Source organism: uncultured Bradyrhizobium sp., from assembly GCF_936928535.1.
Lineage (GTDB): Bacteria > Pseudomonadota > Alphaproteobacteria > Rhizobiales > Xanthobacteraceae > Bradyrhizobium.
On the sequence record NZ_CAKZHY010000169.1, the window covers coordinates 105377 to 127243 of the forward strand.

A 21867-nucleotide genomic window follows, 5' to 3' on the forward strand; every position below is an offset into this window, starting at 1 on the left:
TGATGCGGAGCGGCGCTTCGACGGCAACAATCGGCCAGCACGTGCAGCGTCTTGGGTTCGCCGATGGGAATGGTTCGAATCGCGGACAGCATGGAAGCCACCGCACTTGACCTCGGCCTGCGCGGCGCAGTTGCCGGCCTTTTCCTGATGATGGTGGTCGTCACCCTCGGGCGTGTTCGCCCGCTGGCTACGATCAAATGGCTCAGCGTTGCCATGGCCGCCACCGGCGCGCTCTACGCAATGGTAACAGCACCGTTCGTGCCGAAGGCATCGGTTTGGTGGATCATGCCGGTTCTGGGCGCCAATCCGGTGCTGGTCTGGTTATGGGCGCGTGCGAATTTCGACGACGATTTCGTGGTTCGGCGCTGGCATGGCGTGCTGTGGCTGGCCGTCGTCGGCGTCTGGTTCTCGGTGATATACACCTGGACGACATGGCCTGACTTCGCCAAGGCGGGCGTTCGATCGATGTCGGTCCTGGCGATCGTCCTGGCATTATCGGCCGCCGTTCAGACCGTCAGGACGTGGAAGGCCGACCTCGTCCCCGGCCGGCGCCGGCTGCGGCTCGCGGTCCTGATTCTGGCGCTGCTCATTGTGGTCTTGCTGTCCGTCCCGGACCTGACGTCGATCTCGGCCAATAGCTTCGGCATATCGGGCAGCCTGGCGACCGCGGCCGGTCTGCTGGCGATCGCGGCGCTGGCCGGATGGAGCCTGTTCCATCCGCCGCCGGCTCTTCCCGCTGCAGTCGCAATGGCTGCGGCAACTGCGTCCGAAAAGACGGATCGCGCGGCCCCGATCAAGGCGGCCGATGGCGGTCATGATGCCACAACGTCGTTGCTGCTGCGTCGGCTCGACATTTTGATGACCGTCGAACGGGTCTATCGGCAGGAGGGCCTCACCATTGGCGGACTCGCGGCCAAGCTCGGCTTGCCGGAATATCGGCTCCGCCAGGCCATCAACGAGGGCCTCGGCTATCGCAACTTCAATGCCTTTCTCAATCGTTATCGAATCGATGAGGCCAAGGCGGCGCTATCCGATCCCAGTCAACGCGACGTCGCGGTGCTGACGATCGCCATGGACGCCGGTTTCCAGTCGATTGGTCCGTTCAATCGCGCGTTCAAAGCCGAAATCGGCCTGACGCCGACCGAATTCCGTCGTGACGCACTTGCCCGATCGGCGGCCATTGCATTGGAGAACGACGAAAACTTCAGAATCGGCCAATCCCGTTGAAAATCGGCTAGCCGAATTCTGTATCGGGCGAGAGCGAGCATGCGGGAGCGGGCAAGCTTTGGAGATGGATGACAGGACGAGATCACTCCGCTCGCTCACGATCGAACGGTCCCCGCCGGTCGGGCCTTCGTCACGGCCGCGACGATGGCTGCTGCCGACCGTCGGGATCTTGATCGCCCTGATCGTGCTGGGAAGCGGTCTGGCGTTTTGGCTCGGCAGCCCGATGCAGCCTGCGCTGGCGCCAGCCGCCGATGGGCCGTCGCCTCAGGTCGTCCAGCCCGATAACGCAGTTCAGAAGAGCGTGGCCCCTGCGCCCGGTAGCACCGGCAGTCTGATCGCGTCCGGCTACGTCGTGGCGCGCCGCAAGGCCACCATCGCGGCCGAGGTCACCGGAAAGGTGGTCGAGCTCCTGGTCGACGAGGGCATGGTGGTGCAGGCGGGCCAGGTTCTCGCCAGGCTCGACGATGTCCTGGCCGACAAGGATTACGCGCTGGCACAGGCGCGCGCCGAGGCGTCCGAAGCGGCCATGGCCGCCATTGCCGCTGACCTCGCCGACGCCGAGCGGATCCTCGGTCGAACCCAGACGCTGTCGGGGAAGAACTATGCGACCGAAGCGGATCTGACCAAGGCGCAGGCCAGAGCCGGCGTGCTGCGGGCCCAGCTCCACCAGGCGCAGGCGCAACTGACGGCGGCTCGACTCGAGGCCCAGCGCTACGGCGAGGTGCTCGGCAAGCACCGGATCCGCGCGCCCTTCGCCGGCGTCGTGGTCGACCGCAGCGCGCAACCCGGCGAGATGATCTCGCCGCTGTCGGCTGGCGGCGGCTTCACCCGCACCGGCATCTGCACCATTGTCGACATGGACTCGATCGAGATCGAGGTTGACGTCAACGAAGCCTCGATCGGCCGCTTGCACGCCGGCACCCGCGTCGAAGCCGTGCTCGATGCTTATCCGGACTGGCGCATTCCGGGCGCCGTCATCGCCATCGTGCCCACAGCCAATCGCGAAAAGGCGACCGTCAAGGTCCGTGTCGGCATGGACGTGAAGGATCCACGCATTCTGCCTGACATGGCGATCAAGGTGACGTTCCTGGACGACGGCACGCCCGCCGCGGCGCGGCCCGATTCCCCCTGAGCACGCGGGAGTAAGACCCATGTTATCGCCAGCCGACCCGATCGACCCGATGATCGACATCGTCGATCTCTGCAAGCGTTTCACCAAGGGGAAGGAGACCATCACCATCTTCGATGCTCTCAACCTTGCGATTCCACGCGGCGATTTCGTTGCCGTGATGGGACCGTCGGGGTCCGGCAAGACCACCCTGCTCAACCTGCTTGGCGGCATCGATCGGTCCGATTCAGGCGCGATCGAGGTCGCCGGTGAGCGGCTTGATCGGCTGTCCGAGAGCGAACTGTCGCGCTGGCGCGCCTCCCATATCGGCTTCATCTTCCAGTTCTACAATCTGATGCCGATGCTGACCGCGGCGCAGAATGTCGAATTGCCGCTGCTGCTGACGCGGCTCGGCCGCAAGGAGCGCCGTGAGCGGGTCGAGACGGCGCTCGGCGTGGTCGGGCTCGCCGACCGGGTCAAGCACTATCCCAAGGAAATGTCGGGCGGGCAGCAGCAGCGCGTCGCCATCGCGCGCGCCATCGTCTCCGATCCGGCGCTGCTGCTGTGCGACGAGCCGACCGGAGATCTCGATCGCAGCACCGCCGACGAGGTGCTGTCGATCCTGCAGGTGCTCAACCGCGATCTCGGCAAGACCATCGTGATGGTGACCCACGATCCGGCGGCGGCGCAATACGCCAAGCGGTCGCTGCATCTCGACAAGGGCCATTTCATCGAGAAGGAGCTCGTGGCGTGAACGATCTGGTCCTGATCCGCAAGAACCTGTTCCGCCGGAAATTGCGGGCCATCCTGATGATGGTCTCGATCCTGATCGCGTTTGCGATCTTCGCCGTGCTGGCGAGCTTCGAGCGCGCCTTCAACGCCGGCCAGGACCGCGCCACGCCCGACCGCCTGGTCGTCCTCAACAAGATCAACTTCACCCAGCCCTTGCCGATCTCCTACTACAACCGCGTCGCCGCCATCGACGGGGTCGCCCAGATCACCCACTTCAGCTGGTTCGGAGGCTATTACCAGGAGCCGAGGAACTTCATCGCTGCCTTTGCGGTCGATCCGGAGAACTGGATGAAGCTTCGCGACACCGACTTCGTGTTTTCACCCGAGGCTCGCGCCGCCTTCATCCGCGAGCGAACCGGCGTTCTGGTCGGGGCGCGCATGATGGAGAAATGGGGTTGGAAGGTCGGCGATCATATTCCGATCTCCAGCAGCATCTGGTCGCAAAAGAGCGGCTCGCACGCCTGGGACTTCATCATCGTCGGCAGCTTCACCGCCCGCATTCCGCAGGCAGACACCAACGTCATGCTGATGGGCTACGACTATTTCAACGAGACCCGCTCGTTCGGCAAGGACCTGATCAGCTGGCTGGCGCTGCGTACCACGTCCGTGGCCGCGAACGAGCGCGTGATAGAGGCCATCGACGGGATGTTTGCCAACTCGCCTTACGAGACGACGACCGACAGCGAGAAGGCCTTCAGCAAGGCGTTCGCCGCCCAGCTCGGCAACATCGCCTTGATAGTCGAGCTGGTGGTCGGAGCGGCCTTCGTGACGATCCTGATGATCGTCGGCAACACCATGGTGATGACGGTGCGCGAGCGCACACGCGAAATCGGCGTGCTGAAGACGCTGGGCTTTTCCGGCGGACGCATCCTGCGCATGGTGCTCGGCGAATCGATTCTGCTGGCGCTGCTCGGCGGCCTGCCTGGCCTCGGCGTCGCGCTGCTGCTGATCACGAAGGTGCGGGACAGCCTGATGAACTTCGTTCCGGCGCTCTCGCTCTACCCCGATATCGCGGCGGCGGCGGTGGGATTGATGGTCGTATTCGGCATCATCACTGGCCTGGTGCCGGCGCTCAATGCGATGCGCCTCAACATCGTCACCGCGCTGGGACGGAGCTGACCCGATGCGCTCGATCATCCTGCAGATCCTGGCGGTCACCGCCATCAATCTCAAGAGCCTGCCGCAGCGCCTGTGGCTGTCTCTGGCCACCGTGATCGCGGTCGGGCTCGTCGTCACGGTCCTGCTGGCGTTCCTCTCCATGGCCAACGGCTTCCGGCGCACCATCGCCGATTCCGGTGCGGAGGATATCGCCGTCGTGCTGCGCAGCGGCGCCGTCTCGGAGATCAACAGCGTGGTCCTGCGCGACCAGGTCCGGCTGATCGAGGACGGCCCCGGCATTGCGAGGGGACCCGACGGCAAACCGCAGACCTCGGGCGAACTCTATCTGACCGTCAATGGAATCAAGCGCAGCACCGGGACCAAGGCGAGCCTGCCGCTGCGCGGCCTTGGTCCGCTGGGGCCGGGCTTACGACGCGGCGTCGTCATCACCGCGGGCCGGATGTTCAATCCGGGCACCAACGAGATCATCGTCGGCAGGGCGCTCGGCAAGGAATTCGAAGGTTTCGAACTCGGCCAGACCGTGACGTTCAACAGTACGCGGTGGAGCGTGGTCGGAATCTTCGCCGCCGACGGCAGCGTGTTCGAATCGGAAATCTGGGCCGATCTGCCGGTGCTGCAGAGCCTGTTCAAGCGCGCCGGCTCCGTGCAGACCGTGCGGGCGCGGCTGACCAGCCCGGCAGCGATCGAGACGCTGCGCGCCTACAGCGACAACGATCCGCGTCTCAAGCTCGACGTGATGTCGGAGGCCGCCTATTTCGCCCAGCAGGCCTCGAATACGTCGGACCTGATCCAGAAGCTCGGCTGGCCGCTGGCGATCGCGATGGCGCTCGGTTCGCTCGCCGGTGCGCTCAACACGATGTACTCCTCGGTCGCGGCACGGGCGACCGAGATCGCCACCTTGCGCGCCATCGGGTTCGGCGGCTTTTCGGCGTTCGTCGGTACGCTGGTGGAGTCGCTGATCCTCGCGGCGATCGGCGGCGTGATCGGGGCCGCAGCCACCTATCTGGTGTTTGACGGCTTCACCGCCTCGACCATGGGCGCAAGCTTCAGCCAAGTTGTTTTCAACTTCCAGCTCACGCCGCGCCTGATTGGACAGGGCCTGTTACTCGCGCTCGCCGTCGGTTTGTTCGGCGGCCTGTTTCCGGCACTGCGCGCCGCCCGCATGCCGATCGTCGCCGGGCTTTATGGGTGATCGTGTCCGCGATTTGATGAGGGCGTGAAGCTGCGCAACATCATGCAGACGATCTTGGGACATTCTTCCATCGCCAGGATCTACACCACCCTCTTCCTCTGCCCCAAATAGCGCAGCGCGAGCTTGATGAAATTGTGCACCACCATCGAGGTCTCGTCCTCCCTGTACACCAGGAACACGTCGGCGGCCGGCGGTGAGGGGCGGATGGGACGAAACGCGATGTCGGCTGTCGTGAAACGCGCGATCGACTGCGGCACGAGCGCGACGCCGAAGCCGGCCGCGATCAGGCTCGGGATCGACTGGGCGTCGACGACCTGCTGGGACACTTTTGGCAGGAAGCCGGCATCGACACAGCAGCTCTGCACATAGCGAGCGAAATCGGAGCTGTCGGGGTCGAGGACGACGTGATCCTCCGACGCCAGCTCGCCGAGCGAGACGCGCTTGCGTTTCGCCAGGCGGTGGCTGCGGGGCACGGCGAGAACGACCTCTTCCCGCCAGGCCAGCTTGCTGGTGAGGTCGCGTTCGGCGGGAACGCCGCGGATGAGGGAAATGTTGGTGGTCCGGTTCAGCAGGGCCGCGATCTGTCGCGCCGGCGCCTGCTCGTGCACGGTCATCCTGACCAATGGCGCGACCTCGCGGTAGGCCGCGAGCAACTCGGCAAGGCGACCGCGCAGGATCGACCCGGTCGCACCGAGATCCAGCGTTCCGACGAGGCCCGCGCCGATCGAGCGCACTTCGTCTTCCGCCGACTTGACCTGCTGCAGGATGGCGCGCCCGCGCAGCAGCATCGCTTCACCGGCCTGGGTCAGCTCCACCTTGCGGCTCGTCCGGTAGAGCAGCTGGGTGCCGAGCTCGGCCTCGAGCGCCTGGATATGCTGGCTGAGCGGCGGCTGCGACAGGTTCAGCCGTCGTGCGGCGAGGGTGAAGCTGCGCTCTTCGGCGACCGCGATGAAGTATCTGACCTGACGGAGATCCATAGCGAAAACCTATCAATCGTGTCGTTCTATATATTGGACTTGATGTCGCACCTGGTCAACGAATGACCGATGCAGTCGTCGTCCGCTTGCGAGCGGCGAATGGCTATGCACGCCGCGGCCTCATATCGCCGCCAATGACAACAATGGCGAAAGGCTCAAGCCGCCGACCAAGCCAGACAGAGACAAGCCCTTTCAGCGAGGAAAGCCATGCACAGGATTTTCAAATCACTCTTCTTCCAGGTCGTCGTCGCTCTCGCGCTCGGCATTGCGCTGGGCATGGCCTATCCAGGCACCGCCTTGCAGATGAAGCCGCTCGGTGACGGCTTCATCAAGCTGATCAAGATGCTGGTGCCGGTCATCGTGTTCTGCGTCGTGGTGCAGGGCATTTCGGCGGCCGGAGACCTTTCCAAGGTCGGGCGGGTCGGCATCCGCTCGCTGCTCTATTTCGAGATCGTCACCACCGTCGCTCTGATGTTCGGCATCGCGCTGGCCTATTATTTCCAGCCCGGCGCCGGAATGAACATCGATCCCTCGACGCTCGACGCCAAGGCGCTCAGCGGCTTCAGCCAGACCGCGGCCCAGGTCGCCGGCGGCGGCGTCTCCGAATTCCTGATGAAGCTGATCCCGTCGACGATCGTCGGCGCGTTCTCTTCCGGCGACGTCCTGCAGGTCCTGATCGTCTCGATCATGTTCGGCTGCGCCGTGTCATTGTGCGGCGAGCGCGCAAGGCCGGTCGTCGATTTCATCGAGCGCGTCAACGAGATCATCTTCAAGATGATGAACTTCGTCGTCCGGCTCGCTCCTGTCGGCGTGTTCGGCGCGATCGCATTCACCGTCGGGAAGTACGGCATCGGTTCGCTCAAGCAGCTCGGCGGCCTCGTCGGGCTGTTCTACCTCGCGGTGGTGCTGTTCGTGGTGATCGTGCTCGGATCGATCATGCGGCTGTCCGGCTTCAGCCTGTTCAAACTGCTGGCATACTTGCGCGAGGAGCTGATGATCGTGCTCGGCACGGCCGCGGGCGACAGCGTGCTGCCGCAGACCATGCGCAAGCTCGAGCTGCTCGGCATCAAGCGATCGACCGTCGGCCTCGTCATCCCGACCGGCTATTCGTTCAACCTCGATGCGTTCTCGATCTATTTGACCCTGGCGGCGGTGTTCATCGCGCAGGCGACCAACACGCCGCTGGCCATGGGTGACCTTCTGGCCATCCTCGGTGTCGCGCTGCTCACATCCAAGGGTGCCCATGGCGTTCCGGGTTCGGCCATCGTCGTCCTCGCCGCCACGCTGTCGGCCATCCCGGCCATCCCGGCGATCGGCCTCGTGCTGATCCTGTCTGTGGACTGGTTCATCGGCATCGCTCGCGCGCTCGGCAATTATGTCGGAAACTGCGTGGCGACGGTCGTTGTCGCCGCATGGGAAGGCGACCTCGATCGCGCCAAGGCGCATCGCATCCTGAACGGCGAGATCGATCCCCAGCGCGAGACGTTGCAAGCGGAGCCTGATGGTGCGGATGCTCCCGTTGCGGGTCTGCAACCGCTTTGAACGAGCAAACGCGAGGTTGACGATGGCGACACTTTCGATTGAACCGCTGACGAAGCAGGCCTTCGCGCCGTTCGGCGAGGTGATCGAAACGGACGGGGCGATGCCCCTGTCGATCAACCAGGGTTTTGCCAAGCGCTTCAACGACCTCGCCGGGATCGACGTCGCCGCGGAAGGTGGACAGACCAACATCAGCTGGTTTGTCGCCTCCCTGCGTCCCGTGCCGATTGCCCTCCGCCTGATGGAGCGCCATCCGTTGGGGAGCCAGTTGTTCATGCCGCTGAACGGCGCGGATTGGCTGGTCGTCGTTTGCACCGACCCGCGCAAGCCTGAGAGCTATCGGGCGTTTGCGGCGACGGGTCATCAGGGCGTGAACTATGCGCGCAATTGCTGGCACCATCCGTTGCTGGTGCTCAAGCATGCAAGCCCGTTCCTCGTCGTCGACCGCAAGGGCGATGGCAACAATCTCGAAGAATATTGGCTGGACGAGACCCTGCAGCTCGATCTGATGCCTGGACACCACGAGGCCTGACGATGTCATCGCGAACCTATCACGTCCCGCAGGGCGGCCTGCCGCCGCAGACCGATCTTCTGAGCGGCCGCGCGGTGTTCACGACCGCCTACGCGGTCATTCCGAACAGCGTGCAGCGCGATATCGTCGTCAGCCATTTGCCGCATTGGGACAACACGCGCGTCTGGGTGCTGGCGCGACCACTCTCGGGATTCGCCGAGACGTTCTCGCATTACCTGATGGATATCGCGCCTGATGGCGGCAGCGACATCCCCGAGCCTGACAAAGACGCCGAAGGTGGGCTGTTCGTCGCAGGCGGGCAGGTCACGCTCACGCTGGCAGGCAAGGAGAGAGAGCTGAAGGCCGGCGGCTTCGCTTATGTGCCGCCCGGCTACAGCTGGAGCCTGCGCAATCGTGGCGAGGCGCCGGCGCAACTGCACTGGATCCGCAAGCTGTACCAGCGTGTGCCCGGTCTGGCCGAGCCCGATCCTGTAGTGACTAACGAGGATTCGATCGAGCCGGTCGCGATGCCTGATACCGAGGGGCGATGGGCCACCACGCGCTTCATCGACCCCGCCGACATGCGCCATGACATGCACATCAACATCGTGACGTTCGAGCCGGGGGCAACGATCCCCTTCACCGAGACGCATGTGATGGAGCACGGGCTTTACGTGCTCGAGGGCAAGGCGGTTTACCGTCTTAACCGGGATTGGGTGGAGGTGGAGGCCGGCGACTATATGTGGCTACGCGCGTTCTGCCCGCAGGCCTGCTACGCCGGCGGCCCCGGTCGGTTCCGCTATCTGCTCTACAAGGACGTCAACCGGCACATGAACCTGCGCCAGGGCGCGCCGCTGATCTGATGCCGCTTGCGCCGGCGGCTCTCGCCTGCGCCCAGCCGGGCCTCATCCTGGCATTGCGCTTGCTCAGTCCTCACCAAAGCCAGGCCTCGGTGGAGAGGCCGTTTCAGGTTGAGGCAAGTGATGCAGGAAGTGTCCCGTTCTGGTGCGGCTGGAGAACTCCGGCTCGATGGGTTAATCGCCGATTTGTGGTGGCGCGTTCGGCTGCTCAATACCGACATTCTCGAGGAGGAGGCCAAGGCGGGGGTGTTCGACGCGCAACAGCCGACCTATCCGCCGCTCGCGGCGAACCTTCGCGTGCGACGCGACAATCTGGTCGCGACGATCGGCATGCTCGAGCAGCGCGCGAAATCGACACACGAGGCGGCTTGAGAGCCAGCCTGACCAGGCGGTGTCAGCTCATGGCTTGAGCCTGGCAAAGCTGACGACGCCGAGGCCCTTGTTGACCGAGCGGTCGAATACGGTGAAGTAGTTGTTCATCAGCGGCAGCCCGAGAATGGACTGGCTGTCGCCTGTGTAGAAGACAAGCGTGGCATGGCCGGCTTTCGGCGCGTTGGTCTGCCAATAGGTCTGCGGCGTGACCTCCAGGGTGACGTCGTCGCCGAGTGCGCCTTCCAGGACGAAGGTCAATACCGGCCAGTCGGCCAGCTTGAGCTTGCTCATCGGCAGATACCCGGCGTGGATTTCATCTTCGAATCCGAGAGACTTGAACCGGGCGAGGACCTCCTTGAAGATGGGTGCGTTGAGATAGATCCCATTGGTGCCGCTGTCCACCATGGCGTTGGACGGGTCGCTGCTGGCCTTTGTCGGCGGAAGGACCGGGACAGGCGCGGTCTTGCCGACCGCAACCGACTTCAGATTGACGTTGTAATAGGTGTCGTGAACCACGCGCGCGACCTGGAAGGCGCCCTCGTAAAGATCCGTTTGCTCTTCTCCGCCTCCGAGAATGAGAAATCCGTTGTTGAGCGGATCGCTCGCGGGTTTCGCCGTCGTCTTGTTGACCATCGAGCGCAGCGTGTAGAAGGCGAACTTGTTGGCGACCAGGCCGGCAGCCTCGAGTTGCGAGAAATACGGTTCGATATAGGTGCGGTGGCCTTTCTGAATCTGGTTGTAGGTGTAGTGAGGCGGAATGGTCGGGCCCGGCATCGCGTAGGCGTCGTTGAGCCTGGTGTAGGCGAGACCGAGGATGCCGCCGTGTGACTTTCCGAACATCTCCTCGGTCGCGTGATACGCGACCGCAGTATGGACCTTGGGCAGGACGAGAGGATGGGCGGAGTTGACGGTGATGTCGGTCAGCACGATGCCGCCGACCCAGCGGCTGCGATCCTGGTAGGACACTTCCTGCCCGATCCTGGTGAGCTTGGCTGCGCTGTCCTTGGTGGGGTCGTAGAAATGGCCATCCACCGCGAGCGTGCTGCTGCCAGTATCGAGCAGCACGTCGATCTCGACCTTCTTGCTGCCGACATAGATCCTGCCGCTATAGTCGCCGTCGTTGAGGACGTTGGTGATCGGCATCCGTACCGTGGTCGCCGATATTTTCCCGCCAAGCGCCGCTGCGGCACTGAAGACAGGGTGGGTCAGTTGCGGAGCGACCAGGGACTTCGGCAGGTAGGCGTTCGTCGTGGCTTTGGCCATCGCGGACCTCTCTGGCGACATGTTGCGGCGTTGCCGCGCTCGATCAGTCTGTGGCGAAATTCTCGGTGGTTGCTGGCGGTCTGCTCCGCCGTCGAGGGGAGCTCAAATGTTTCGTATCAATTTCGAGATCAAAATCGATCGTCCAAATGTCATCGGAACTGACATCGCAACCCGCCGCAAGGCGGGCTGGAATGGTGTGGCCAGTCCCGAGGCTGCATCAGCATAAAGCGGGAATTTGCGGGGCGCAACGTCAGCGCGACGAGATGCGCCGCATATTGTTCAGATTGCAGTGCGGGCCATGGTCAGGAGATGGCGCCCCTTACCGCCCCGCCTTCGTCAGGTTCGAAAGGCTCGCCGCCAGCTCATCGCTCCGGAACGGCTTTGTCAGCCGCGACACATCTGGCGTGATGCCCTCGTTATTGGCGTAGCCTGACACGACGAGGATCTGGAGCTCGGGGTCCTGATTGCGCAACGCCAGCCCAAGATCTGTTCCGCTCATGCCCGGCATCAGGTGATCGGTGACCAGCAGGTTCGGCCGCAGGCCGTCCTTGACGCGCTGGAGTGCCTCCTCCGCGGAGTTCGCTTCGACGACCGTGTAGCCGAGCTCGCGCAGCATCTCGGCGGTGCTCATGCGCACCAGCGGCTCATCATCCACCAGTAGTGCCGTGCCGGCCGGCAGTGGTCGTAGCTCTGTTTGCGGGAGGGCATCGACCGCGCCCGCGGCTGCGTGGCTGACCGGTAGCCACAACTCAACTGTCGTGCCTGCCGCAACAGCGCTCTTGATCGTCAGCGCCCCGCCGAGCTGTGAAGCAAGACCATGGACCATCGAGAGGCCGAGACCGGTGCCTTGTCCAATGCCCTTGGTCGAAAAGAACGGCTCGACGGCGTGAGCCAGAGTCTCCTCGTCCATACCGATGCCGGTATCCGCAACCGAGATGCAGACATAGGTGCCCGGCGCAAGATCCGAGCCGTGTGCGTGCTCGAGCGTTCGGGACTCGAGCGTTCGGGACTTGGCCGAGATGCGCAACTTGCCGCCATCGGGCATGGCATCCCGGGCGTTCACGCTGAGATTCAGGATCGCCATTTCGATCTGGTTGGGGTCGGCCATCGCTTCCGGCAACCCTTCAGGCGTGTCCACCGTCACCTGGATCTGCGGTCCAGTCGTGCTGGCGATCAGCTCGCCCATGTCGGCAACGAGGCGGCCGATATCGACAGGAACGGCCTGAAGCGGTTGTCTGCGGGCGAAGGCAAGCAGGCGCTGCACCAGTGTCTTGGCGCGCTCAGCCGCCTGCGCCGCGCCGGCGATCAGGCGATGCTCGCGCTCGCCGCCGATTCCCTTGCGCTGAAACATGTCGAGCAGGCCGACGATCGGCGTCAGCAGATTGTTGAAATCATGCGCGACGCCGCCGGTGAGCTGGCCCATGGCCTCCATCTTCTGGGCCTGACGCAGCGCTTCCTCGGCCTGCGCCAGCCGCGCCTGCTCTTCCAGCCGATCCGTCAGGTCCGTCCCGGTCAGAAACGCGCCGATCCGCGTGCCGTCGGGCGCGCGCAGCGCCTCGAACTTCATCTCGTAGACGCGGCGGTCGAAACTGATGTCGCCGAACTCCTCGATGCTGGTGAAAGCTTCCCCGCCCAGCGCCCGACTCCAAAGGGCCTTCGCCGCAGCAAGATGCTCGGGCCGGTCGGCCAGGAATTCGTGCAGGGAATCGCCGACCTTCGGCCGCTTGCCGTAGATGCGCTGATAGGCGTCGGCACAGGACGCGTTGATCGCGAGCCAGCGATAGTCGAGATCGAGCGCCTGGATCTGCGCGTCGGTGGTTTCCACGATGGTGGCGAGCAAATGCCGTTCGGCGGTGCGCTCGGCCACGCGCTGTTCGAGCGTCGCGTTCAGCTCCCTGTAACGTGCTTCGCTGGCCCGCAGCTGCGTCTCGCCGACAACGCGCTCGGTCGTCTCGGAGACGATGCAGAGCACGCCGCCGACCGAACCGTCATCGTCAGGCACGGCCGAGTAGGACACATCCCAGTAACTCGTCTCGCCATAGCCATGGCGCTCGACATAGAAGGGACGATCCTTCGCCGCGAATGTCTTTCTCGTCAGGCGCACGCCCGATAACAGCGGTTCGAGATCGTCCCACAGCTCGCCCCAATTCTCGATCGCGGGCCGCCCGAGCGCGCGGGGATGATTGGCGCCAATGCCCGGCGCGTAGGCGTCGTTGTAGAGCGCGACATATTGGGGACCCCAGAACAGCACGATCTGGGCCTGTGCAGCCAGCAGCATGCTGACCGTCGTCTTGAGCGCCTGGGACCATTGGTTGGGCGGGCCGAGCGGGGAGTCCGACCAGTCGAGGGCGCGCATCATCGCGCCCAGCTCGCCTCCGTCGGAGAGGAAGCCCGCATCGATTGACTGCCGAGCAGATGTCTCCGACAGCACCGGACCCCCTCGCGACGCGTGACATGGGCATCTTTGCCCATTCGAGTCCGGATCTTGAGGACTCGCAACTCAAGCCCCACAACGCGCGGGGCAGCCTTCCGGTTCCATGACAGGTGTTTCGCGCCGGGCGTGTGCTATGGCTGCTGCGCGCAACGATGCGAGGTTCTCCATGCTTCCCCTTCCCGCCGACATCTTCACCGAGCCCGAGGACGTCTCCCCGGACAGTCTTGCCAATCTCGGGCCGCTCCGCCGGCTCGCCGGCACCTGGCAGGCCGACAAGGGCATCGACATCAATCCGAAGGCCGACGGGCCGGAGCGGCGAACGTTTATCGAGCACATCAGGATGGACCCGATCGATCCGCAGGCCAACGGGCCGCAGCTGTTCTATGGGCTGCGCTATCACATCCACATCAACACGCCCGAGGAAGACATCACCTTCCACGACCAGGTCGGCTATTGGCTGTGGGAGGCTGCGACCGGGTTGATTATGCAGACGCTGGCGATCCCGCGCGGGCAGGTGCTGCTCGCCGCGGGGAAGGCCGGACCGGATGACAAAAAAATCTCCGTGACGGCGAAGCGCGGCGACACGAGTTACGGGATCTGCTCGACCGACTTCCTGGAACAAGCCTTCAGGACCGACAGTTACCGCTGCGATATCGCCTTCAACGACGACGGCAGCTGGAGCTATCAGATCCAGACCGAGCTGTTCGTCCGCGGAGCGCCGTTCATCCATCACGACAGCAACACGTTGAAGCTGGTCGCGCCGCCCAAACCCAATCCGCTCGCGGTGATCGTGAACGATCGCGAGAAGGGCAACAAGCCGGCCTGAGAAGCTGACGCGGAGAATCTTCATGAAGCCCTACGTCATCTGTCTGATGCATTCGAGCCTTGATGGCCGCACCCATCCCAGCCGCTGGCGTCCGAAGGGCGCCGGGACCGACTGGTTCGAGAAGATTCATGACCAGCTCGGCGGCGATGCCTGGGTGATCGGCCGCGTCACCGGCTCCGAATTCGCCAAGGGCAAGCCCTATCCCGAAACGTCGGGCGAAAAATTTCCGCGCGAAAACTGGTTTGCGCGGCGCGATGCCGAGACTTCCAGTATCAAGACTTATGGCGTGGTGCTCGACGCGCATGGCAAGATCGGGTGGGGCCGCTCCGATATCGGTGGCGATCCCATCGTCGTGGTGCTGACCGAGAGCGTGCCGGATTCGCATCTCGCCGGGCTGCGCAGTGAGGGCGTGTCCTACATATTTGCCGGCAAGTCCGAGATCGACCTCGTATTGACCGTCGAGATCCTCAATCGCGAGCTTGGCGTCAAGCGCTTGCTGGTCGAGGGAGGCGGTGTTGCCAATGGCGCATTCCTGCGCGCCGGTCTGATCGACGAATTCAACCTGATCCTCAGCCCCGCGATCGACGGCGCCAGGGGTGCGCCGTTCGTGTTCGATTCGGCCGAGTCCGATAGCGACAAGCGCGCGCCGCTCTGTGCGATGACGCTGGAGAGCACGCGGGATCTCGGTGGCGGCGTCCTGCTGCTGCGCTACCTGATCCAGAACGACCCCGCGCGCCAATAGCAGCATGCCGGATAATTCGCAGCACTTCGTCATCGTCGGCGCGGGCGCGGCCGGGCTGATGGCGGCCCGCGAGCTCGCGCGCGCCGGAAGACGGGTCACGATCCTGGAGGCGCGCGAGCGCTGCGGTGGGCGCATCCATCCGCTGCCGCCGTCGGAGTTCGGCTATGCTGCCGATGGCGGCGCGGAGTTCGTCCACGGCGAGGCGCCGGTGACGCGCAGCCTCGCGCGCGAGGCGGGGCTGACTGTGCGCTCGATCGGCGGCGCGCAATGGAGCTTTGACGGTACGACCTTCTTGCGGGAGAACCCGCGCGAGCCCCACGACGGGCAGCTTCACGCTGCCGTGAAGGATCTGACCGACGATCTCACCGTCGCTGAATTCCTGCACCAGCATTTTGCCGGCCCGGAGCACGCGGGCCTGCGGCACGCGGTCGAGCGCATGGTCGAGGGCTATGATGCGGCCGATCCCGCGCGCGCCTCGACGCTTGCGCTGCGCGACGAATGGATGAATGACGGACACGCCATGCAGGCGCGTCTCGACGGCGGCTATGGCGGCCTGATCGATTTTCTCGCGGCCGAGTGCCGCAAGTCCGGCGTTGTCATTCACCTCGGTGCGGTGGTCACTGCCATCGAGGAGAACAGGGGCAAGCTCATCGTCCGTTGCGCCGGCGGCGAGCTGCAAGACTGCGATCGTGTGATCCTCACCGTGCCGCTGCCGTTGCTGGGCGAGATCGCGCTGCCCGCGGCCGCACACGCAAAGGCAACCGTCGCTGACGACATCGGCTTCGGCAACGTCATCAAGATTCTGCTGCGGTTTACGCGGCCATGGTGGCGCGAGCGGCGCGAGGAGCTTGCCGACATGCTGTTCCTGTTATCGGACGAGACCATTCCCGTGTGGTGGACGCGCCATCCGGATCGGCATCCCGTGCTCACGGGATGGCTCGGTGGCCCGCGTACGGCGGAGCTGGCGCATCTCGATCAGCAGGGACTGATTGATGTCGGCATCGCTTCACTCGCCGCTATCTTCGGCCTATCCCGCGACGAGATGGCGCAGGACCTCGTCGCGGCCTCCGCCACCAGTTGGGCGCACGATCCCTTTGCCCGCGGCGCCTATTCCTGGGCGACGCCGCGCTCGCGTGCGGCACAGAACAGTCTTGCGCGCGCTGACGGTCCGGTGCTGTTCTCCGGTGAGGCGCTCTACCGTGGTCGCGACATGGGAACGGTCGAGGCTGCGCTTGCCAGCGGTCTGGAAACGGCGGGGATCATATTGCAGGGTTGAGAAAGAAGGCCCGCATCTCTGCGGGCCCGTTGTCTCACCAGCGATTGCCGCCGAAGCTGAACGTCACGCCTGGGCCACCTCCGCCATAATAGCCGTAGGGTCCGCCGCCGTAATAGCCCTGATGGCGCGGGTAATAGCCATAGCTGCGATAGTGCGGCCGATAATAGCCATGATGATGCGGACGCCAGCCATGATGGCGATGACCGTGATGGCCGTGCCGGTGCTGCGCGCTGATGTCCGTCGCTGAACGGCTCTGTGCGTTTGGCTTGACCTTCCCGCTGCCGGCCGCGTTGGCCGCCGACGCGGTGAACGCCGCTGCACCGATGGCCATCGCGACAAAGAGATATTTCATGTCATCACTCCAGTTGAGATATCGAGTGACAACAGATGGGCGCTATCAGCGTTCCGGCGAGAGCGGGCGTCGAAACGACGCACGCGATGGACGCAGAAATCGCGCTGAGATTTATTGTCGCACCGCTGCGAGCGAGGCGATCACCTCGTTTGCCGTCACGATGCGGGCAAATTCGCCGTTCAGATTCGACAGCGTCATTGCGTGGATGTCCTCGGCCGAATGCGTCTCGCCGTCGGGGCCGACGCGGTCGAATGTCCAGGTGGCGTCGCGCACGAGCTGCGCATCGAAGCCGAGATTTCCGGCCATGCGTGTCGTCGTCTCCACGCAATGATTGGTGGTGGCACCGCAGATGACCAGTGCAGCGATGTCGTCTGCGCGGAGGCGCGCCTCGAGGTCGGTGCCGATGAAGGCGCTGTTGACGCGCTTGACGATGACGGGCTCGCCGCCCTGCTCGCGCGCCTCGTCCTTGACGGCGTAGCCGGTGCGCTCGGGGCGGAACGTCGAGTTCGGCTTGGTGCCCTCGTGGCGGATGTGAAAGATCGGCGCGCCGCTCGCTCTGAACGCTGCAAGCAGGTCAACGATGCGCGCCACTGCATCCGGATTGTTGCGCCGCTTGCCCGCGGCCTCCCATTCGTCGAATGCGCGTTGGACGTCGACGACGATGAGGGCGGGGAGGGGATGGGCCATGGCGCAAATCTTTCAAACGGCAAACTGAACCGAATATGCGAGACGCGTGGGACAGCGTGCAATGCCGATCTTCCCTCATTTCGGGACGTCATCGCAGGGGCCTTGCCTCACTCGATCTATGGATGCGGCTCGGGGAAGCCGTGGCGCTCCGACAGCGCGGCAATGATGGCGTCCTTGTCGTTGATGAAGGCGCGCCCCTGATGGCTGCCGGTCTGATGCGGCGAGGTTGCCCCGTCCGCGAGGACGAGCAGCGGCAGCCACTGATTCTCCTCGCCGACCAGTGCGATCACCTCCTGCCGCGGCTTCGGCCATGCGATGCGCAAGACGTCCAGTTTTTCCGCAAGCGCCGGAAAGGAGGTGAGCAGGCCCTCGATCAACGCACAGTGCCAGCAAAAGAAGCGGCGGCCGGGAAGAGCGGGGTCTTCGAAACCTTGGCGCAGCAAGATCAGGCGGTCACGCGTCATGGGCGCTCCGAGCGGGAATCGAGGCGGTCGCGGGAGAACTCCATGCCACAGCCGGCCGGCGAGCGGCAAGGCGCCAGCCTTCACTTCGATTTGAAGCGAGGCATCCGGCGCGCTTGATCCAGCGCAACTTTCCTCGTCGCTGTCCGATGCAGTGTCGCCCCCATCAATCGGACTGCAATCGAGGCAAGGCATGAAGGCGTATTTCATCGGCGGTGGCATCGGGTCGCTCGCAGGCGCGGCGTTCCTGATTCGCGACGCGAATTTGTCGGGGCGCGACATCATGATCTACGAGGCAGAGCCGCTGGTCGGCGGCAGTCTCGACGGCGCGCTGCTTGCGAACGGCGCTTATTCGCTGCGCGGCGGCCGCATGCTCACCACCGACCATTACGAATGCACCTGGGATCTGCTGTCGGACATCCCCTCGCTCGAGCGCCCGGGCCACAGCGTGCGTGACGAAACCGTGGCGTTCAATGTGGAGAATCCCGCGCATTCGCGCGCACGCCTGGTCGATCGCAACCGCTTCAAGCTCGACGTCTCGCATATGGGCTTCACCGCCCGCGACCGGCTCGAGCTGTTGCGCCTCACTGAAGCGTCGGAGGCGGCGCTCGGGAACAGTCGCATCACCGACTGGCTGTCGCCCGGCTTCTTCAAATCGAATTTCTGGTACATGTGGCAGACCACCTTTGCCTTCCAGCCCTGGCACAGCGCGGTCGAGCTGAAGCGTTATCTGCACCGCTTCATGAACGAATTCCCGCGCATCGAGACGCTCGCCGGCGTCAAGCGCACGGTCTACAATCAGCATGATGCAATCGTGCGGCCGCTCGAGGATTGGCTGAAGCGGCAGGGCGTGCAATTCGTGCGGGGGACGCGCGTCACCGACATGAGGTTCGAGCCGGAGGGGGCGAAGCTGCGGGTCAGCCAGCTCCTGCTCGACCGCGACGGCCGCACCGCCAATGTCCGCCTCGAGCAGGGCGATCTCGTGTTCTTCCAGAACGGCTCAATGACGGATGCGTCAAGCCTCGGCAGCATGACCGAGCCCGCGCCTCGCTTGACCAAGGAGAACAGTCAGGGCTGGGCGCTCTGGGAGACGATTGCCAGGGGACGTCCCGAATTCGGCAACCCGGCCGCGTTCAACACCTCGATTCCCGAGTCCTACTGGCTGTCCTTCACCGGAACTTGCCGCGACCCGCGCTTCTTCGACCAGATGGAAGCCTTCTCCGGCAACAGGGCCGGCACCGGCGGGCTTGTCACATTCAAGGACTCCAACTGGCTGATGTCGGTGGTGCTCTATCACCAGCCGCATTTCCCTGCTCAACCGAAGAACGTCCAGGTGTTCTGGGGTTATGCGCTGCATCCCGATCGCATCGGCAATTTCGTCGCCAAGCCGATGTCGGATTGCGGTGGCGCCGACATCCTGAAAGAGCTCTGCGGTCATCTGAATTTCGATCGCGCCGTATTCGAGGATGCGATCTGCATTCCCTGCCGCATGCCCTACATCACCAGCATGTTCATGCCGCGCGACCTGACCGATCGGCCGCTGCCGGTGCCGAAAAATTCGGTGAACCTCGCTTTCGTCAGCCAGTTCGTCGAGATTGCCGACGACGTGGTCTTCACCGTCGAATATTCGGTGCGCGCGGCGCAGATGGCAGTCTATCAGCTGATGAAGATCGACCGCCCGATTCCGGCCGTGACCCGCCATGACGAGTCGCTCGCCGTGATCTTCGCGACGCTGGAGAAGGCGTTCGCTTGATCGGGATTACCTGAACGGATCCTGGACCGACGGTGACGACTGCCGAATGCGCCGCACGCTCACCGGCGTGCCGTCGGAGACGAACAGCAGTTCGTAGGTCCGGCCTTCGCTGTCGGTCGCCGAGCAGGTGACGTCCTTCACCTTCCTGGCGGCGAAATTGCCGGTCTGGCGGCAGGTGCCGACGGAGGTCTGCGCGGCCGGGACCGGCAGACCGTCGACCTTGGGCCGGCTCTTGGAGTTGAGCAGCATGCGATCGATCGGCAGCTCGTAGGAATTGTCGTCGGCCCGCTTGCCGTTCTCGCCGGAGAAAGAAACGACGTGGTTCTCGTCGCTGGGATCGTCGACGGCAACGGCGAAATTGACCCGGCCCTTATCATCATGGGCGAAGGCCACGGTCTTGCAGGCAAAGGGGCGGCCCGCGACCTTCAGCGTCTTGCAGTGGCCCGACATCAGGGCCAGCATGTCGACAAGCGAATTTTGCTGGGCCGGCGGATTGTTTACCGGGATCGTGCTGGAAGATTCGGCAAAACAAGGGCTTGCGAGAGCAACGAGAGGGGCAGCCAGGACCAACAGGCGGAGGCGCATCGTCAGGCTCATGGGCCAAGGGGCTACGGACGGACGAAAGTTCCGTCCACTAACCATCGAATCGCAAATTGGTTGCGATCTCGTTTGTTCCGCCAAACCCGTCTGGAATACCACCGCGCCACCCATTGGCGATTCGCCCCCGATCGCCCCAACCCGTTCTGGCACGCACTTGTCGCCAAGCCGATGTTTTTTTCGTGGCGGGGGAGGAGAGCAGGCGTCAGGCGGCCTGCATCATGGTCCGCGCAAAGGCCGGGTAAGTCTCGGCCAACTCGTCGAAAATTCGCCCGCGCAGCAGCGCCAGCGTGGCGGCATCCGGCCGCTTCGTTTCGCGCACCATCTCACCCTCCTGATAGGCAAAGCCGGTGTTCTCCTTGACGTCGGCCGGGGTGAAGGGCGGGTGCACGGAGCGAAGTGCGAAGCCGCCCGCCTCGCGGTCGAAGTCGAACAGCGCCATGTTGGTCAGGAGCGCGTAAGGGCCGCCACGGCGCGGCACCTCCGGCGTGATTGCGCGGGCGCTGACGAAATCGACCTTGGGCACGAAAACGCGCGGGGAATGCTCCTCGCGAAACAGGATCACGCGGGGAATGAGATGATAGAGATAGGCCGAGCCGAACGAGCCCGGCCAGCGCACATTGTTGGTGGGATAGTCGCCGGTGCCGACCAGATTGATGTTACCCTGGCCGTCGATCTGGCCGCCACCCAGGAAGAAGGCGTCGACGCGGCCTTGGGCGGCGCAGTCGAACAGCTCGATGCCGCCATTGGTGAAGAAGTTGTGCGCCTGCGATCCCAGGATCGAGATGCGCACCGCGGGCTTGCCACCGAGTTCGTTGCGGGCACGCAGCAGCATGGCGCCGGCCGCGGGAATCGGCGACGACGCGCCGACCGCAACGTGACTGATACCGTCGAGCAGATCGGCGATGGTGGCGATCAGGATCTCGCGCCGCTCGCGATCGGCCGACATCAGGCCACCTGCTTGCGATGCGTGAGGAATGTCGAGAGATAGGCGCGAAAGCCTTCCTCGCTGCGCGCCATGGCGGCATAGCGCGCGATCTCGGCCTCATCGGCTGGATATTCGTCCCACAGCGGCAGCGGCCAGGCGCCGCGCTCTGCGACCGCGACGCTGTCGACATAGAGCGAGGGCAGCACGCCGGCCGCGGAGTTTTCGCTGTCCAGCAGGTTGCGGTCGACGATGCGCTCCACGGTGACAAGCGTGCGCTTCGCGGCATAGGCGAGATCGGCAAGTTCGCGATGCCGGCCGATGCGGACATTGCCAGCACGGTCCGCTTCGGGTGCGTGAAACAGCGCGACATCGGGCGAGATCGCGGGCACCACGACGACCTTGCGCGCCCCGCCGACCGGACTATCGATCACCTGCCAGTCCGGCCGCACGTCGAGCAGATCACTGCCGATTATTCCGGCGATCGGCATGAACGGCACGCCCTTCTGCGCGGCGAGCAGGCCGGCATAGATCGCGGGGCAGGTGGAGTCGCGCATCGTGAAGGCGCCGCTCTTGATACCTGCCGTAAAGCGTGGCGCGCTGCCGGCCTCACCCAGCGACACCGCGCTGGTTTCCAGTGAGGCGATGCACCCTGCGCCGATCAGGAGATCGGCCTGCAGGCCCGAAATCGGCACGCAGATCAGCCTGAGGTCGCGGATGCCGCCTTCCAGCAGCGCCGCGGTCGCCGCCATCGCGACGCCCGAGCCATCAACCGGGATCGCCAGCGATTGCCCCGGTTCAACGCGCACAGCCAGCGCCTCCAGCGCAACGATCTCGGTCATGGCGTCCTCCGA

The 21867-nt window shown here is 64.4% G+C and carries 22 protein-coding genes; 13 read left to right on the plus strand and 9 right to left on the minus strand.

Annotated elements, in window-relative coordinates; all coding sequences use genetic code 11:
- Positions 1 to 63: 63 nt before the first annotated feature.
- From Q0687_RS32845 to Q0687_RS32865, 5 genes are all read left to right on the plus strand, one after another.
- Positions 64 to 1227: a helix-turn-helix domain-containing protein gene (locus Q0687_RS32845; RefSeq protein ID WP_298886084.1), complete on the plus strand. Its 1164-nt coding sequence runs from the start codon at positions 64 to 66 to the stop codon at positions 1225 to 1227.
- A 64-nt stretch (positions 1228 to 1291) separates the two neighbouring features.
- Complete coding sequence (locus tag Q0687_RS32850) at positions 1292 to 2359, plus strand: efflux RND transporter periplasmic adaptor subunit (RefSeq protein WP_298886087.1); 1068 nt, start codon at positions 1292 to 1294, stop codon at positions 2357 to 2359.
- Positions 2360 to 2408: 49 nt separating this feature from the next.
- Positions 2409 to 3089 (plus strand): ABC transporter ATP-binding protein, encoded by a 681-nt coding sequence (locus tag Q0687_RS32855; RefSeq protein ID WP_298886182.1) that lies wholly within the window; start codon positions 2409 to 2411, stop codon positions 3087 to 3089.
- Positions 3086 to 4246, plus strand: a complete 1161-nt coding sequence (locus Q0687_RS32860; RefSeq protein ID WP_298886090.1) for an FtsX-like permease family protein — start codon at positions 3086 to 3088, stop codon at positions 4244 to 4246. The genes Q0687_RS32855 and Q0687_RS32860 overlap by 4 nt, the downstream gene beginning before the upstream one ends.
- Positions 4247 to 4250: 4 nt before the next feature.
- Positions 4251 to 5438: an ABC transporter permease gene (locus Q0687_RS32865; protein ID WP_298886093.1), complete on the plus strand. Its 1188-nt coding sequence runs from the start codon at positions 4251 to 4253 to the stop codon at positions 5436 to 5438.
- A gap of 80 nt (positions 5439 to 5518) precedes the next feature.
- Here Q0687_RS32865 and Q0687_RS32870 read toward each other — a convergent pair whose 3' ends face one another.
- Complete coding sequence (locus Q0687_RS32870; protein WP_298886095.1) at positions 5519 to 6415, minus strand: LysR substrate-binding domain-containing protein; 897 nt, start codon at positions 6413 to 6415, stop codon at positions 5519 to 5521.
- 207 nt (positions 6416 to 6622) lie between these two features.
- Here Q0687_RS32870 and Q0687_RS32875 point away from each other — a divergent pair, with 207 nt between their 5' ends.
- From Q0687_RS32875 to Q0687_RS32890, 4 genes are all read left to right on the plus strand, one after another.
- Positions 6623 to 7957 (plus strand): C4-dicarboxylate transporter DctA, encoded by a 1335-nt coding sequence (locus tag Q0687_RS32875; protein WP_298886098.1) that lies wholly within the window; start codon positions 6623 to 6625, stop codon positions 7955 to 7957.
- Between the two features lie 22 nt (positions 7958 to 7979).
- Positions 7980 to 8486 (plus strand): ureidoglycolate lyase, encoded by a 507-nt coding sequence (locus Q0687_RS32880; RefSeq protein ID WP_298886100.1) that lies wholly within the window; start codon positions 7980 to 7982, stop codon positions 8484 to 8486.
- 2 nt (positions 8487 to 8488) lie between these two features.
- Positions 8489 to 9328 (plus strand): bifunctional allantoicase/(S)-ureidoglycine aminohydrolase, encoded by an 840-nt coding sequence (locus tag Q0687_RS32885; protein WP_298886103.1) that lies wholly within the window; start codon positions 8489 to 8491, stop codon positions 9326 to 9328.
- A 120-nt stretch (positions 9329 to 9448) separates the two neighbouring features.
- Positions 9449 to 9697, plus strand: a complete 249-nt coding sequence (locus Q0687_RS32890) for a hypothetical protein (protein ID WP_298886184.1) — start codon at positions 9449 to 9451, stop codon at positions 9695 to 9697.
- A 27-nt stretch (positions 9698 to 9724) separates the two neighbouring features.
- Here the strand turns inward: Q0687_RS32890 and Q0687_RS32895 are convergent, their stop codons facing one another.
- Both Q0687_RS32895 and Q0687_RS32900 read right to left on the minus strand, forming a co-directional pair.
- Entirely contained in the window at positions 9725 to 10960 is a 1236-nt protein-coding gene (locus Q0687_RS32895) for a pepsin-like aspartic protease (RefSeq protein ID WP_298886106.1), read from the minus strand.
- A 319-nt stretch (positions 10961 to 11279) separates the two neighbouring features.
- Positions 11280 to 13319 carry an ATP-binding protein gene (locus Q0687_RS32900; protein WP_298886109.1) on the minus strand — a complete coding sequence of 680 codons (2040 nt, stop codon included), beginning with the start codon at positions 13317 to 13319 and terminating at the stop codon, positions 11280 to 11282.
- A 241-nt stretch (positions 13320 to 13560) separates the two neighbouring features.
- Here Q0687_RS32900 and Q0687_RS32905 point away from each other — a divergent pair, with 241 nt between their 5' ends.
- From Q0687_RS32905 to Q0687_RS32915, 3 genes are read left to right on the plus strand one after another with little or no spacing between them, the layout of a single operon-like run.
- A complete protein-coding gene (locus Q0687_RS32905; protein ID WP_298886112.1) occupies positions 13561 to 14220 on the plus strand; it encodes a heme-binding beta-barrel domain-containing protein in 660 nt (219 codons plus the stop codon).
- 22 nt (positions 14221 to 14242) lie between these two features.
- On the plus strand, positions 14243 to 14962 hold the full coding sequence (locus Q0687_RS32910) for a dihydrofolate reductase family protein (RefSeq protein ID WP_298886114.1): 720 nt from the start codon (positions 14243 to 14245) through the stop codon (positions 14960 to 14962).
- A gap of 4 nt (positions 14963 to 14966) precedes the next feature.
- Complete coding sequence (locus tag Q0687_RS32915; RefSeq protein WP_298886117.1) at positions 14967 to 16238, plus strand: NAD(P)/FAD-dependent oxidoreductase; 1272 nt, start codon at positions 14967 to 14969, stop codon at positions 16236 to 16238.
- Positions 16239 to 16272: 34 nt separating this feature from the next.
- On the opposite strand, the gene Q0687_RS32920 is transcribed toward Q0687_RS32915, so the two are convergent.
- The 3 genes from Q0687_RS32920 to Q0687_RS32930 form a co-directional block, all read right to left on the minus strand.
- A complete protein-coding gene (locus Q0687_RS32920) occupies positions 16273 to 16590 on the minus strand; it encodes a hypothetical protein (protein WP_298886118.1) in 318 nt (105 codons plus the stop codon).
- 111 nt (positions 16591 to 16701) lie between these two features.
- Positions 16702 to 17277: a cysteine hydrolase family protein gene (locus tag Q0687_RS32925; protein WP_298886120.1), complete on the minus strand. Its 576-nt coding sequence runs from the start codon at positions 17275 to 17277 to the stop codon at positions 16702 to 16704.
- A 116-nt stretch (positions 17278 to 17393) separates the two neighbouring features.
- Entirely contained in the window at positions 17394 to 17741 is a 348-nt protein-coding gene (locus Q0687_RS32930) for a DUF3088 domain-containing protein (protein ID WP_298886123.1), read from the minus strand.
- A gap of 190 nt (positions 17742 to 17931) precedes the next feature.
- On the opposite strand from Q0687_RS32930, the gene Q0687_RS32935 reads away from it, so the two are divergent.
- Complete coding sequence (locus tag Q0687_RS32935; protein WP_298886126.1) at positions 17932 to 19491, plus strand: oleate hydratase; 1560 nt, start codon at positions 17932 to 17934, stop codon at positions 19489 to 19491.
- A 6-nt stretch (positions 19492 to 19497) separates the two neighbouring features.
- On the opposite strand, the gene Q0687_RS32940 is transcribed toward Q0687_RS32935, so the two are convergent.
- From Q0687_RS32940 to Q0687_RS32950, 3 genes are all read right to left on the minus strand, one after another.
- A complete protein-coding gene (locus Q0687_RS32940) occupies positions 19498 to 20076 on the minus strand; it encodes a hypothetical protein (protein WP_298886130.1) in 579 nt (192 codons plus the stop codon).
- Between the two features lie 217 nt (positions 20077 to 20293).
- Entirely contained in the window at positions 20294 to 21037 is a 744-nt protein-coding gene (locus tag Q0687_RS32945; protein ID WP_298886133.1) for a CoA transferase, read from the minus strand.
- Positions 21037 to 21855: a CoA transferase gene (locus Q0687_RS32950; RefSeq protein WP_298886136.1), complete on the minus strand. Its 819-nt coding sequence runs from the start codon at positions 21853 to 21855 to the stop codon at positions 21037 to 21039. The genes Q0687_RS32945 and Q0687_RS32950 overlap by 1 nt, the downstream gene beginning before the upstream one ends.
- Between the last annotated feature and the right edge of the window lie 12 nt (positions 21856 to 21867).